Annotated in this window: 11 protein-coding genes and 1 pseudogene; 6 read left to right on the top strand and 6 right to left on the bottom strand. The window is 66.9% G+C overall.

Annotated features, from left to right (window positions below; translation table 11 throughout):
• Positions 1 to 329: 329 nt before the first annotated feature.
• The 3 genes from ACFYRU_RS09615 to ACFYRU_RS09605 form a co-directional block, all read right to left on the bottom strand.
• On the bottom strand, positions 330 to 1,214 hold the full coding sequence (locus tag ACFYRU_RS09615; protein ID WP_387655245.1) for a hypothetical protein: 885 nt from the start codon (positions 1,212 to 1,214) through the stop codon (positions 330 to 332).
• 484 nt (positions 1,215 to 1,698) lie between these two features.
• Positions 1,699 to 2,301, bottom strand: a complete 603-nt coding sequence (locus ACFYRU_RS09610) for a hypothetical protein (protein WP_387655242.1) — start codon at positions 2,299 to 2,301, stop codon at positions 1,699 to 1,701.
• Between the two features lie 414 nt (positions 2,302 to 2,715).
• The gene (locus ACFYRU_RS09605) at positions 2,716 to 3,654 is read right to left on the bottom strand and encodes an EamA family transporter (protein WP_387655239.1); all 939 of its coding nucleotides are present in this window, start codon (positions 3,652 to 3,654) and stop codon (positions 2,716 to 2,718) included.
• Between the two features lie 535 nt (positions 3,655 to 4,189).
• On the opposite strand from ACFYRU_RS09605, the gene pdhA reads away from it, so the two are divergent.
• The 6 genes and pseudogenes from pdhA (at position 4,190) to ACFYRU_RS09575 (ending at position 9,394) form a co-directional block, all read left to right on the top strand.
• A complete protein-coding gene (gene pdhA, locus ACFYRU_RS09600) occupies positions 4,190 to 5,353 on the top strand; it encodes a pyruvate dehydrogenase (acetyl-transferring) E1 component subunit alpha (RefSeq protein WP_387655236.1) in 1,164 nt (387 codons plus the stop codon).
• Positions 5,354 to 5,356: 3 nt separating this feature from the next.
• Positions 5,357 to 6,334 carry an alpha-ketoacid dehydrogenase subunit beta gene (locus tag ACFYRU_RS09595; RefSeq protein WP_387655233.1) on the top strand — a complete coding sequence of 326 codons (978 nt, stop codon included), beginning with the start codon at positions 5,357 to 5,359 and terminating at the stop codon, positions 6,332 to 6,334.
• The gene (locus tag ACFYRU_RS09590; protein WP_387655231.1) at positions 6,334 to 7,689 is read left to right on the top strand and encodes a dihydrolipoamide acetyltransferase family protein; all 1,356 of its coding nucleotides are present in this window, start codon (positions 6,334 to 6,336) and stop codon (positions 7,687 to 7,689) included. The genes ACFYRU_RS09595 and ACFYRU_RS09590 overlap by 1 nt, the downstream gene beginning before the upstream one ends.
• 157 nt (positions 7,690 to 7,846) lie before the next feature.
• Positions 7,847 to 8,002, top strand: a pseudogene (locus tag ACFYRU_RS09585) (MerR family DNA-binding transcriptional regulator); the annotation flags it as partial.
• A gap of 157 nt (positions 8,003 to 8,159) precedes the next feature.
• Positions 8,160 to 8,519: a hypothetical protein gene (locus tag ACFYRU_RS09580; protein ID WP_387658138.1), complete on the top strand. Its 360-nt coding sequence runs from the start codon at positions 8,160 to 8,162 to the stop codon at positions 8,517 to 8,519.
• Between the two features lie 44 nt (positions 8,520 to 8,563).
• Positions 8,564 to 9,394 (top strand): EamA family transporter, encoded by an 831-nt coding sequence (locus ACFYRU_RS09575; protein ID WP_387655229.1) that lies wholly within the window; start codon positions 8,564 to 8,566, stop codon positions 9,392 to 9,394.
• On the opposite strand, the gene ACFYRU_RS09570 is transcribed toward ACFYRU_RS09575, so the two are convergent.
• The 3 genes from ACFYRU_RS09570 to ACFYRU_RS09560 all read right to left on the bottom strand — a co-directional run bounded on the left by ACFYRU_RS09570 (position 9,391) and on the right by ACFYRU_RS09560 (position 12,854).
• Positions 9,391 to 10,224: a carbon-nitrogen hydrolase family protein gene (locus ACFYRU_RS09570; protein WP_387655226.1), complete on the bottom strand. Its 834-nt coding sequence runs from the start codon at positions 10,222 to 10,224 to the stop codon at positions 9,391 to 9,393. The genes ACFYRU_RS09575 and ACFYRU_RS09570 overlap by 4 nt on opposite strands.
• Positions 10,225 to 10,404: 180 nt before the next feature.
• The gene (locus ACFYRU_RS09565; protein ID WP_387655224.1) at positions 10,405 to 11,154 is read right to left on the bottom strand and encodes an MBL fold metallo-hydrolase; all 750 of its coding nucleotides are present in this window, start codon (positions 11,152 to 11,154) and stop codon (positions 10,405 to 10,407) included.
• A 311-nt stretch (positions 11,155 to 11,465) separates the two neighbouring features.
• On the bottom strand, positions 11,466 to 12,854 hold the full coding sequence (locus ACFYRU_RS09560; RefSeq protein ID WP_387655222.1) for a S8 family serine peptidase: 1,389 nt from the start codon (positions 12,852 to 12,854) through the stop codon (positions 11,466 to 11,468).
• Positions 12,855 to 12,949: the final 95 nt, after the last annotated feature.

Below are 12,949 nucleotides of genomic sequence, written 5' to 3'. Positions count from 1 at the left end.
ACCGCGGTCGCTCCGCGCGCTCCCACCCACCCGTGCCTTGCGGGCTGCCGCCCGCGTATTGCCGGCTGCCGCCGGCGTCCTGCGAGCTGCCGCTCGCGTCTGACTGCATGGCGCGCGCCCGCGGGTGAGCGGGGAGGTGGTGTCTAAGCGTTCGTGGTCGTGCCGCGCGGGCGGCTTGCTTCTACCCACCCCGTGAGGCGCTCGCCGTTGGCAAATGCCGCGGACGCGACGGCGACCATGGCCGCAGCTACTACGACCCCGTGGGAAGTCTGGTCCCGCAACCTGTCAAGTCAACAGGGTGGCCATAGTGGTTGGTCCCGGCACGGGCTTCATCGCGTCAGCAGCGACCTCAACTCGCCGCCTACCAAGCGCATAAGTTCAAGGATCTCGTCGGTTGGATGTCCTTGATGCACGACGAAACTGTGGGTCGACTCAGCCAGAGCGATGGCGGCTGCCGCAATCCATAGGTGGGCTGTCTCCAGGTCGATCCGCACTGGCATGACCAGGTCTGCGAGAGGCGTATCGGGAGACAACTCATCAGGGTGGAAATGCATGATCTGGCCGTAGTCGTGATCGTGCAGCACCGACGATGCCAGTCGATACAGTGCCAGGTCATAGTGGGATTCGCTGGCACCGACGAGCGCCCGAACCATCATCATCTCAGCTGGATGCCGTCCGATGGATCGCTTCGCTACTCGACCGTGTCTTCGCCCGCCGATGACCAGTAAGGGCTCACCGAGCTGTCCGGCGAGCGCCTCGAAACGCTGAACCTGATCCTCCAGCCGGACCCTCTGTTCGTGCCCATCCGCGTAGAAGTTCGCTTCCTCCACGAGCGACTCCAGGCGCAGATTTGCCCAACGGCGAACTCGTTCAGCGGCATCGATAGTCGAGTCAGTGAGATATGAGCTCCTGGCCGCGGCGACGATCGCCGGCCGTATCAATGCGATGATGCTGAAGACAGCCTTCTCTACCACGACCAACTCGGCGATGCCTCGCATCATGTCTGCGCTGAGCATGAGCGATCGTGCGGCCTTCAGTGTCACCTGCAGGCCAAGCTCTGAGTGGTCCTCGAGGGTGAACTCCCCTCGCCGGAAGTCGCGCCAGGTGTTGGAGCCTTCTGCAAACGCAGCCGGCCTCTTCGCATACGACTCGGTGGCTTCAACTACGTCCAGCAGGTACTCACGGACCTCCGCGAACGATCGCAACTCTCCCACGGCGACACTCTATGTAGTCCAGTACCGCAGGAGACCGTGCTGGACTCCTGCCGACGGAACGAGCTCGAGGGAGGTGTCGTTCCTGACGAGGCGGGCGAGTCGTCGAGGCCGTTCGCCTGGACGGATGTTCCCGGTCCGCGCCGCGGCATGCCGATCGGGCCAGGGCGTGCGGACCTGCCAGTCGTTCGCGGGCAGCGGCCCGCGAGTCGCCGGCGGCAGCCGGCAATGCCCGGCGCCAGCCGGAAAGATCTCCGGCGGCAGCCGGAAGGTTCCCGGCGATAGCCGGAAGTTCATGTTCCGGGCGCCAGCCCCGGGGGAGGGTGGGAGGCCGCGTAGCACGCGTTGGGGGTCTGTTCCCACACAAAGATGCGGCGCCGGGAGGAGTGAGGCTTGCTCCCGGCGCCGCGGTGGTGCTGGTGTTGCGCCGAATCAGTCAACCCACCGAGGTGGCTGGTTCGGGTCCTGCATCACTGACCAGGGAGGGTCAGTTGTTCTGCTCGTTGCTCTGCTCGCAGGTCTTGAGCGAGTCGACGGAGTTGCCGTCGTTGTCCAGACCGAGGATGCCGGTCGGGTTCGTCAGCGGCACGGTGCCGCCGATGCCCGTGGCGTCGATCTCGTTGTGGCAGACCTGCCACGGACCGACCTTGTTGTCGGAGACGGACACGACGCCGTTGCCGTCGGCCTTGTACCACTTGCGGTTCTGCTCGTTGCTCTGCTCGCAGGTCTTGACGGCGGTGATGCTGTTGCCGTCGTTGCCCCAGCCAACGATGCCGGTGATGTCCTCAGCCGGCACGGTGCCGCCGATGCCGGTACCGGCACCGAAGTTGTGGCAGGCCTGGACCGCACCGAGGTCGTTGCGGTCGATGGCGACCAGGGAGCCGTCCTTCTTGACGCCCCACCAGCGGGAGTGGCCCGCGTCGTAGGCGCCGCCCTGCTGCGAGACGGCCGAAACCGTGTCAGCGAGGCCGGTGTCCTGGGCCTTCTTCTGGGCGTCGTCGAGCATGTTGGCGCCCGCGAAGCTCGCGACACCAAGGGTGGCAACGGTCGCCGCCGCAGCTGCGATGACGATCTTGCGAGTTACCTGCATTTTGCCAGGTTTCCTTTCGGGTTTGACGGATTCGTCTTAGTGGTAACGACGCCTGGCAAACCTGGTTACAACCTTTTTCGTCAACTATCTTCTGGGTTGAGATACCTGATCAAACAGCAATATTCGCGAGCGCAAGTTGAGACAGAAGCCCCCGTAACCAGCGCGTATGTGCGTCGTTGAGTCAGCGCGGGTGACGGATGGCCCGGTGAATCTGAGGATTGTTTCGGTGGGCTCGGTGGCTGCCGAATTGGCAATAGCACGATTCGTCGGAACAATTTGGAACCATTGCCGGAGTTTCGTGCCGTGTTTTTTCGGGGCAGGGCGCGACCGGCAGCCAGGCCCGCTGCCGCGCGCATCGGCAGCGGTGGGAGACCCGGGTCCGCAAGGGCTCGGGTCTTTCCTTTTCCACCGCTGTTACCGGCGGCGGCGCTCCGAGCTGACGACAAGCGCCACGCCGACGATGATCACCGCGCCGCCGAGCAGGATCTGCCAGGTCAGGCTCTCGTTCAGGATCAGCCACCCGAGGAACACCGCGACCGCCGGGTTCACGTACGCGTACGTCCCGACCAGCGAGATCGGCGCGTTCGCGAGCAGGTACGAGTACGCCGTGTACGCCAGCAGCGACCCGAACACGACCAGGTACGCCAGTCCGATCCACCCGCTGCCGTGGATCCGGTCGAGGTGCAGCCGCCCCGGTTCGCCCCGTAGTACGCCCAGCAGCACCATCGCCGTACCGCCGAAGACCATCTCGTAGAGCGCCGTCACCAGCGGGTCCCGCGGCAGGCCGAGCCGCGGCGCGTACCGCGAGCCGGTCGCCCAGCAGATCGTGCCGACTACCAGGATCGCCACGGACAGCGGTTTCGCACTCGTGTTGCCGCCTGACAGCGACAGCAGCGCCGCGCCGCCGAACCCGATCAGCACCCCGGCCCACGTCAACGCTCGCGGCCGTTCGCCGCCGCCGACCCGCAACAGCATCAGCCACAGCGGTACGGCGGCCACCAGCAGCGCCGCGAGACCCGACGGTACGGTCTGCTCCGCCACGGCGACCGCGCCGTTGCCGAAGGCAAGGAGCATGATGCCGACCGCGGCCGCTCCGACGGCTTCCCGGCGGGTGATCCGCAGCCGCCGCCACCCCGACTTGAGCGCGAGCCCGGCGGCCATCAGTACGGCGGCCGTCAGGAAGCGGGAGGCCATCCCGAGCATCGGCGGGATCTCGGCCTCGACCACGACCCGGATCGCCAGGTATGTCGAACCCCAGACGACGTACACCACTGCGAGCGCCGTCCAGATCATCGCGCCGGAGGCCGGCCGGGAACCGGTCTCGACCACTCCGGCCGGGGCGGCAGCCGCCATCTGTGACCCTCCTCGAGCGTGTCAGGGGTGTCCTACAAGAACGATAATTACGCTAGAACCCGCCGTGCCGCCGCGCAAGCGATATCCGGCCAGCAATCCGCCGTTTCCAGCCAGTCCACGTCCATGACGGAGATAACACTCCCGGTGACGGAGATCGTGAGGGAGCCGACTTCGAGGGGGTCCGGCTCGGGAAACTTCGCTGATCGAGACCTACTTGTGACGCATTTCGTCGGCACGCTCAGAATCTGTAATATGAGCGTGCCGATAGGACCAGTGGTTGGACTGGTGTCTCACCGCAGGACCGTTTTCGGTACCGCCGTACCCGCCGGAGTCCAGACAGTTAGCGGATCAGGCACCTGGTCGGTACGGTGTCCGGCAAGATGGGAGTGAGACCGGTGAGGAGGTCCACTGCCAGCAGTGCATCAACCCCTGGAATCACGCGGACCAGCCTTGAAAGCCTCATCCGGCGCAACGGGCCGGCCCCCGTGCAACGTTGCGGTCGCGGCGATCCCGCGCTCGAACCCGAGGAGTGCATGTGAGTGAGTCGGTGCCGGGCCCTGCCCCGGAAGTGTTCGCGCCCCACGAGGCGCCGGTCAGTCCGCCCCAGGCCTCCGAAGAGGTCGAGTTCGTCCAGCTCCTGACGCCCGAAGGCGAGCGCGTCGAGCACCCGGACTACTCGTTCGACCTCGACGACGAGACGATCAAGGGCTTCTACCGGGACATGGTCCTGGTTCGCCGGATCGACGCCGAGGCGACCGCCCTGCAGCGCCAGGGTGAGCTCGGCCTGTGGGCGTCCCTGCTCGGCCAGGAGGCCGCGCAGATCGGCTCCGGGCGGGCCCTGAACAAGAAGGACATGGTCTTCCCGACGTACCGGGAACACGGTGTCGCGTTCTGTCAGGGGGTCAACCCGCTGAACCTGCTCGGTCTGTTCCGCGGCGTCGACCAGGGCGCCTGGGACCCGAAGGACAACAACTTCCACCTGTACACGATCGTGATCGGCGCCCAGACGCTGCACGCGACCGGGTACGCGATGGGCCAGCAGCGCGACCACGCGATCGGCGACGCCGACAACGGCGAGGCCACGATCGCGTACTTCGGCGACGGCGCCAGCAGCCAGGGCGACGTGAACGAGGCGTTCATCTGGGCCTCGGTGTTCAACGCCCCGGTCGTCTTCTTCTGCCAGAACAACCAGTGGGCGATCTCGGAGCCGATCGACCGGCAGACCCGGATCCCGCTGTACCAGCGCGCGGCGGGCTTCGGCTTCCCCGGCGTCCGCGTCGACGGCAACGACGTACTCGCGACGTACGCCGTGACCCAGCAGGCGCTGAAGCGCGCCCGCGAGGGCAGCGGACCGACGCTGATCGAGGCGTACACGTACCGGATGGGCGCGCACACGACCTCCGACGACCCGACGAAGTACCGCCTCAACGAGGACCTGGAGCACTGGAAGCTCAAGGACCCGATCGAGCGCGTGCACGCGTACCTCGCCCGGCACGCCGGGATCGACCACGACTTCTTCGACGAGATCGACGCCGAGGCCGACAAGGTCGCCGCGGAACTCCGGGCCGGCTGCCTGGCGCTCCCGGAGCCGCAGATGACGGACTTCTTCCAGCACGTGTACGTCGACGAGACGCCGCAGCTGGCCGAGCAGCGTGACCAGTACGTCGCGTACGCCGCTTCGTTCGAAGGCGAGGGCTGAGCGATGACCAAGATCACTCTCGGCAAGGCCATCAACGCCGGCCTCCGGGCCGCGATGGAGAAGGACCCGAAGGTCGTCGTGATGGGCGAGGACATCGGCAAGCTCGGCGGCGTCTTCCGGGTCACCGAAGGGCTGCAGAAGGACTTCGGCGAGGACCGGGTGATCGACACCCCGCTGGCCGAGTCCGGCATCATCGGCACCGCGGTCGGCCTCGCGCTGCGCGGGTACCGCCCGGTCTGCGAGATCCAGTTCGACGGCTTCGTGTTCCCGGCGTACGACCAGATCATCAACCAGGTCGCGAAGATGCACTACCGGTCGATGGGCAAGATCCGGATGCCGATCGTGATCCGGATCCCGTACGGCGGCGGCATCGGCGCGGTCGAGCACCACTCGGAGTCGCCGGAGACGCTGTTCGCGCACGTACCGGGGCTCAAGGTGATCTCCTGCGGCGACCCGGTCGACGCGTACTGGATGATCCAGCAGGCGATCGAGTCCGACGACCCGGTGGTGTTCTTCGAGCCCAAGCGGCGGTACCACGAGAAGGCCGAGCTGGACGAGGCCACGCCGCCGACGCTGCCGCTGCACAAGGCGAAGGTGGTCCGTGAGGGTACGGACGCGACGCTGCTCTGTTACGGGCCGATGGTGAAGACGTGTCTGCAGGCCGCGGAGGCTGCGGTCGAGGACGGCCGGAACCTGGAGGTCATCGACCTTCGGACGATCGCGCCGTTCGACCTGGCGACGATCTTCGCGTCGGTTCGCAAGACGCGGCGCGCTGTTGTCGTGCACGAGGCGCCGTACTCGTTCGGCCCGGGGTCGGAGATCGCGGCTCGGGTCACCGAGGAGTGCTTCTACCACCTCGAGGCGCCGGTGCTGCGCGTCACCGGGTACGACACGCCGTACCCGCCGTCGCGGATGGAGGACGAGTACCTGCCGGACCTGGACCGCGTTCTGGACGGCGTCGACCGGGTGATGGGGTACTGATGGGCATCCAGCAGTTCCGCCTCCCCGACGTCGGTGAAGGTCTCGTCGAGGCCGAGATCGTCAGCTGGAAGGTCAAGCCCGGCGACACCGTCAAGCTGAACGACACCGTCGTCGAGATCGAAACCGCGAAGTCGCTGGTCGAACTCCCGGTCCCGTTCGCCGGCGTGGTCACCGACCTGCTGGTGCCGGAGGGTGAGACCGTGCCGGTCGGTACGCCGATCATCTCGGTCCGGACCGAAGCCGCCGGCGACGAACCACTCGCCGACGACATGGTCCCGTCGATCCCCGAGCCGGAAGAATCCGGCGGCCGTACGGCGGTCCTGGTCGGCTACGGCCCCAAAACCACCGAAGCCAAACGCCGCCAACGCAAACCGGGTCCAGGCTCAGCCGCACCGGCCCAGGCTCCTGAGGCGGCTCCGGCTGTCCAACCGCCTGCGCCCGCCGTCGTACCAGCACCTGCTGCGGTTGCGGGCGGGCACGTACTGGCGAAGCCGCCGGTGCGGAAGTTGGCGAAGGATCTGGGGATTGATCTGGGTGCGGTTGCGCCGACCGGTCTGGGTGGTGTGATCACCCGGGCGGACGTCGAGGCGTACGTCGCAGCGCCAACTGCCCCGATGGTTGAAGAACTGCCTGCTTACCAGCCCGTACCGAGCGCACAGGGTGATACGCGGGTGCCGCTGAAGGGTGTGCAGAAGGTGATGGCGCAGGCGATGGTTGCCAGCGCGTTCACCGCGCCGCACGTCACCGAGTGGATCACCGTCGACGTCAGCGCCACCATGGAGCTCGTCGAGCGGCTGAAGAACGACAAGGCGTTCCGGGACCTCCGGGTCTCGCCGTTGCTGATCGTCGCGAAGGCCGTCACGCTGGCGGCTCGTCGTACCCCGATCATCAACGCCGCCTGGGACGAGCCGGCCCAGGAGATCGTGTACAAGGGCGCGGTCAACCTCGGCATCGCCGCGGCCACCCCGCGCGGGCTGATCGTCCCGAACATCAAGGGCGCGGACTCGCTCACCCTCCCGGACCTGTGCCGGGCGCTCAACGACCTGGTCGCCACCGCCCGCGAGGGCAAGACGCAACCGGCGGACCAGGCGGGCGGTTCGTTCACGATCACCAACGTCGGCGTATTCGGCGTCGACGCCGGTACGCCGATCATCAACCCGGGCGAGGCCGCGATCCTCGCGTTCGGCGCGGTCCGGAAGCAGCCGTGGGTGGTGGACGACGAGATCGTTCCGCGCTGGATCACCACGCTCGCGCTGTCCTTCGACCACCGCCTGATCGACGGCGAGAAGGGTTCGATCTTCCTCGCCGACGTCGCGAGCATCCTCGAGGACCCCGCCCGCGCACTGATGTTCTGACGTTTCGCGAAGGGCCGGGCGTGGTCGCCCGGCCCTTTGTCGTGTCAGGCGGACCGCCACCACTCACCAACTGCCTCCACAGCCCCTACCCGCCCCTACCCTCCGCTGCGCGCCGCTTGTTGACCTCAAGCGCTTGAAGTGTGTGACCGTGGCTGGCATGACGGTTTTCACCATCCAGGAGGTCGCTCGGCGCAGCGGGCTGAGCGAGCCGACGCTGCGGTACTACGAGGACGTCGGCCTGGTCGGCCCGATCGACCGGGACGCGCAGAGCGGACACCGCCGGTACCAGAACGCGGACGTCGACGTACTCGAAGCACTCGCCTGCCTGCGCGCGGTCGGCGTCGGCATCGGCGACATGCGTACGTACCTGGCCAACCGCGCCCACCGAACTGGTCGTCGTCAACCCAACCGCGATCTTCGGCCCAACCCTGACCACCGACCTGCGCTCCTCGACCCACCTGATCAAGATGATGCTCGACGGCACCATGGCGGTCGTACCACGCGCCCGCTTCGGAGTGGTCGACGTACGCGACGTAGCCGACCTCCACGTCCGCGCCATGACCACACCCGATGCCGCCGGCAACCGCTTCCTTGCTGTAAGCAACGATCCGGCGACCAGCTTCCTCGAGCTCGCCCAACTCCTGCACGACAACCTTGGTGCGACGACTCCCACAGAGGAAGCCTCCGGCCCCGACCTCCCACGCCCAACCATCCACAACAACCGAGCCCGGACGATGTTGGGCTGGCACCCCCGCCCCCTGGAAACCACCATCCTCGAAACCGCCCGAAGCCTCCGCGACCTGGCCCTCCTACCCCCAGGCATCCTCTGACCGCCACCGCCAACCCGCGGGTGGGGTGGTGAGAGGGTGGCGGGGTGGTGGTGATCTTGGTGGTGCTTGGGGCGGCGGTTCTGCATGCGACGTGGAATGCGATGGCGCACGGCGCGCCGGATCGAGTTGCTGGGCTGGCACTCTTCGAACTGGCAGCCGGCGTCATCGGTCTCGTTGCCGTACTGCTCATGGGTCTGCCGCCGGCCGATACGTGGTGGTACATCATCGCGTCTGCGCTTCTCCACCTCGCGTATCTCGGCGGCCTGTTGGCGTCGTACCAACTGGGGCAGTTCAGCCAGATGTACCCGTTGGCCCGCGGTACGTCGCCGTGGGTCGTGGCGGTGGTCTCGATCGTCGTACTCCACCAGCACCTGGCCGTACTCGAACTGGCCGGCGTACTGCTCGTCTCAGCCGGCCTGATCGCGCTCGTCTTCATCGGCCGCCCCGGTCGCGGCCAGCTCCCGGCGATCTTCGCCGCGATCGTCACCGGCCTGATGATCGCGTCGTACACGGTCGTCGACGGTGTCGCCGTACACAAGATGCCCGTGGCAACATACATGGGCTGGGTCTTCATGCTCCAAGGCTTCGCCGTCCCGCTCGCCGTCCTGCTCTGGCGCGGCCCGCAGACGTTCAACCTCCCACGCTCGGCAATCCTCTCCGGCCTGGCCGGCGGCGTGGTGTCGATGGTCGCGTACGGCCTGGTCCTCTGGGCCCAAACCCGAGGCAGTCTGGCCGCAATCGCCGCCCTCCGAGAAACCAGCATCATCTTCGGCGCGATCATCGGTGCCCTCTTCTTCCACGAACGCTTCGGCCCCAAACGAGCCACCGCCGCCGCAGTCGTCGTCGCCGGCATCGTCCTGATCACCACGGGTTAGAAGCACGTACGGTCGACGCTCCGTGGATCGTCGACCTTCCGCCTGCGGTAGATCTCGCCCTCGAGAGCGGCCTCCCGCCACGGCCGAGCTCGTTCGAACCACATCTCGAAGTCGGATCGATCCAGGTCGGCGAACACCAGCCCCTCGCCGCCGTCGAGTTGCGCGACGTAGCGGCCGTCCGGACCGATGACGCCGGAGTTCATCAGGTGGGCGGTCTGCGAAGGCAGGGCCATGGCGACCCAGTACGTGTTGATCGACGCGAACGCGCGGGCCTTGACCTCGAAGACCTCGTCGACGGGATAAGCGGAGAGCAGTACGCAGTCGACACCGAGTTCGTGGTACTGCGAGAACAGGTCCGGGAAGTTGATCTCGATACAGATCGCCGCACCGAAGCGGAACCCGTCGACCTCGAACACGACCGGCTCGAACCCGGGACTGTAGAAGCTGGTGATTTCGGTGTGCGAGCAGAACCGCTTGTCGTAACGGTCGACGATCGTTCCGCTGTCGGAGATCACGTACAGACTGTTGTGCGGGCGATGCGGCGCGGTCAGGGGATGGGCCGAACCCAGTACGGCCCAGATGCCGAGCTGGGCGGCGAGCGCGGCGATCTGCTGGAGTTCGTCGCGTACGGCCGGCCAGTCGACGTCGTCCCAGTCGTTGACCTGTTCCTTGGCGTACCCGGAGAGAAAGCCTTCCGGGAACTGCAGCAGGCGGGTTTCTTGTGCGGCGGCCTCGCGCATCAGGCGGCGTACCGTACGGCCGTTGTGCCGTACGTCGGCGGTGGCCGTGGTCTGAGCGACCGCGATCCGAAGAGCTGGCGTGCTGGTCATTGTCGTCCCTCGTGCCTCGGCGCACGGTTTCTCAGCAACCACGCCCGAAGCATTCGGACCGACGACAACGACCTGAGACCAAGGTCCCTTTGCCTTCATCACACGCCGTGCTGAGAACGGCGACCGAAGGTTAGGCGCAGGCCACGCCGCCACACATCGTGCCTGCTACTCCGTCCGCCGTCAATCAAGCAAGGCCTTCAGGTTCCGCTGGTGAGGGCCGGCCATCCATTCCTGCTCCATCCGTACGTCGACCGGCTCCTGCCCACGCCGCAGCGCCTCGAGGTACGCCCGATCCGCGGCAAGCCGCGCCGCCGCCTCAGCACCGTTCGCCACAGCCCCGTGTCCCGGCACCACGACGTCGACGTGCTTTACGGCTTCCTCGAGCCGATCGAGCGCCGCCTCGTAGGTATCCAGTTGCCCGTCCTGCTCCGGATCGAGCATCGGAATCAGTACGTCGGACAACATGTCCCCGGCCAGCAGCACTCCACGATCCGCGAGCAGAACCGCAGCATGTCCAACCGCATGCCCGTCATGCTCGATCAACTCGCCCGGCACAGGCCCACCATCCGCCGGCAACGGACTGACCAGCGCAACCAACTCAACCGGCACATCCTCCGCAGTCTCCACAGCCATAGCCCGCGCCTCCTCCCGACCCTCGCTGGCTACCCGCACACACCCAGCAGTCCCGTACCGCGGCACATCCCCGAACCGCGAATGCCACAACAAATGATCAAAATGCGGATGCGTGGAAAACCCACCAACCACCGCAACCCCAAGCCGCTCCACCTCATCAGCCAGCGCGCTCAACTCAGCCCCAGTAATCCCCGGATCAACAAGCACCAACCCGTCATCCCCACGTACGACAGTCGAACTACTCCAAACCCACCCACTCTGCCGAACCCAAACCCCATCACCCACCTGCTTCAACATCCATCCACTGTGTCAGCTCCCCAGACCCGGCACGACCCCTTCGCTCCCTCAGCGTCTGCCGGGCGATGGACTGGTGAGATAGCTGGACAACCTTCGACGACGAACGCCGTCGCCAAATGGGGATGACTTGGTGGGGTAGGACGGCACCTGGTAGTTCTTCCTTTGCCGGCACCCCACTTGTTAGTTCTTCCCTTAGCCAGTGCCTCGCCTGGCAGTCCTTGGGCAGTGCAGCACCTGTCAGTTCTTGTTCGTACTAGTTCTTGAGGGTGAGTGGGGGTCCCGGGCGGTGGACCCCCACTCGGCTTGGGGGGTTAGCGGGTTACTGCGTCGAGGGCGTCGGCTATTCCTTCGCCGTAGAAGGAGTTGTTGGCGGTGGTGCCGGTGCAGCGGGGGTCGGGGGTGGTGGGGCAGGCGGTGTCGTCGGCCTCGGTCTGGAGGGCTCGTTCGATGTCGCGGGGGCCCCACCAGGGGTGGGTGGACTTCATCAGGGCGGTGATGCCGGTGACGTGGGGTGAGGCCATGGAGGTGCCGCTGAGTTTGGCGTAGCCTCCGGGGACGGTGGACAGGACCGAGCTGCCGGGTGCGGCGACGTCGATCTTTCCGAGGCCGAAGTTGGAGAAGCCGCTGCGGGCGCGGGTCTGCGTCGTGCTGGCGACGGTGATGACGCCGGGCAGTTCGGTCGGCATGTCGAGGCAGCCGTTGTCGATGGTCCGGGTGACCGGCGTGGCCTGGTCGTCGGGGCTGCCGCTGTCGGTCGTCTTGTGCGCGAGGTCGTAGTTCGAGTTACCGGCGGCAGCGACCGAGAGAGTGCCCTGGTCCGTGGCCCAGGCGTACGCGCGCCGTACGGCTTCCTGCACCGCGCCCTGGTCGCCGTTGTCGTTGCACCAGAACTCCCACGGGTCGATGAAGTAGCTGTGGTTCGTCACGGCCATGTGGTGTTCGGCGGCCCAGACGATCCCGCAGATCGAGTACTCGGGGTAGATGAAGCCGGCGTCGTTGACGACCTTGACCGAGGCGATCCGTACTCCCGGCGCGACGCCGACGATGCCGATGCCGTTGCGGGCCGCGGCGACGATGCCGGCCACGTGGGTGCCGTGGATGCTGGTCGTCGGCCGCCATCCGCCGGGCGTGGTGTCCGGTACGCCGTTGTTCACGCAGTTGACCGAGTCAGCGGCGTCGAAGTTCGGCGCGAGGTCGGGGTGGGTGTCGTCGACACCACTGTCGTTGATGCCGACCAGTACGTTGCGTGATCCGTCGGTGACGGCGTGCGCCTGATCGGCCTTGATCTGCTGCATGTCCCACTGCTCGCCCTCGCGCGGATCGGCCACCGGGGTCGCGGCGGTCTCGTCGGCGGAGCTGAGGCCGCCGGCACCTTCGGTGACGGCGACGGTCCGAGTGGCGCCGACCGACTGGACCTCGCGGGCGTTGTGCACGCTGCGGAGGTCGATCTTGAAGTCCGGGTTGGTGGACTGTGCGATGACGACGCCGAGTTGCTCGTACGAGACAAGCACCTTCCCGCCCGCGTCCTTGACGGCTTCCTCGGTCTTGCGGACGTGTCCGGGCGTGGCCTTGGTGTTGACCACGTAGTTCATCAGCGGGCCCGCGGCGTGCGCGTCGGTCGTCGCGCCGAGCGACACGCAGACCAGCGCGGCGGCGGACAGGCCGGCGGCCAGCCGGCGGGGACGGGGGAGTCGGGACACGAGGCCTCCTCAGGGGCAGGGCACGGACGGACGGGTCCGGGTAACCCGAGACTCTAGGCCGGATTGCGGGAAGACGGAGTTCTTCATCCACAACA

Origin of the sequence: Kribbella sp. NPDC004536, assembly GCF_042873835.1 — a bacterium.
Lineage (GTDB): Bacteria > Actinomycetota > Actinomycetes > Propionibacteriales > Kribbellaceae > Kribbella.
This window is presented reverse-complemented; position numbering and strand designations above follow the sequence as displayed.

Coding starts and splice junctions, on each gene's coding strand:
- ACFYRU_RS09610 (WP_387655242.1), bottom strand. CDS start 2,301: ATGCAGGTAACTCGCAAGATCGTCATCGCAGCTGCGGCGGCGACCGTT.
- ACFYRU_RS09605 (WP_387655239.1), bottom strand. CDS start 3,654: ATGGCGGCTGCCGCCCCGGCCGGAGTGGTCGAGACCGGTTCCCGGCCG.
- ACFYRU_RS09595 (WP_387655233.1), top strand. CDS start 5,357: ATGACCAAGATCACTCTCGGCAAGGCCATCAACGCCGGCCTCCGGGCC.
- ACFYRU_RS09590 (WP_387655231.1), top strand. CDS start 6,334: ATGGGCATCCAGCAGTTCCGCCTCCCCGACGTCGGTGAAGGTCTCGTC.
- ACFYRU_RS09580 (WP_387658138.1), top strand. CDS start 8,160: ATGCTCGACGGCACCATGGCGGTCGTACCACGCGCCCGCTTCGGAGTG.
- ACFYRU_RS09570 (WP_387655226.1), bottom strand. CDS start 10,224: ATGACCAGCACGCCAGCTCTTCGGATCGCGGTCGCTCAGACCACGGCC.
- ACFYRU_RS09565 (WP_387655224.1), bottom strand. CDS start 11,154: ATGTTGAAGCAGGTGGGTGATGGGGTTTGGGTTCGGCAGAGTGGGTGG.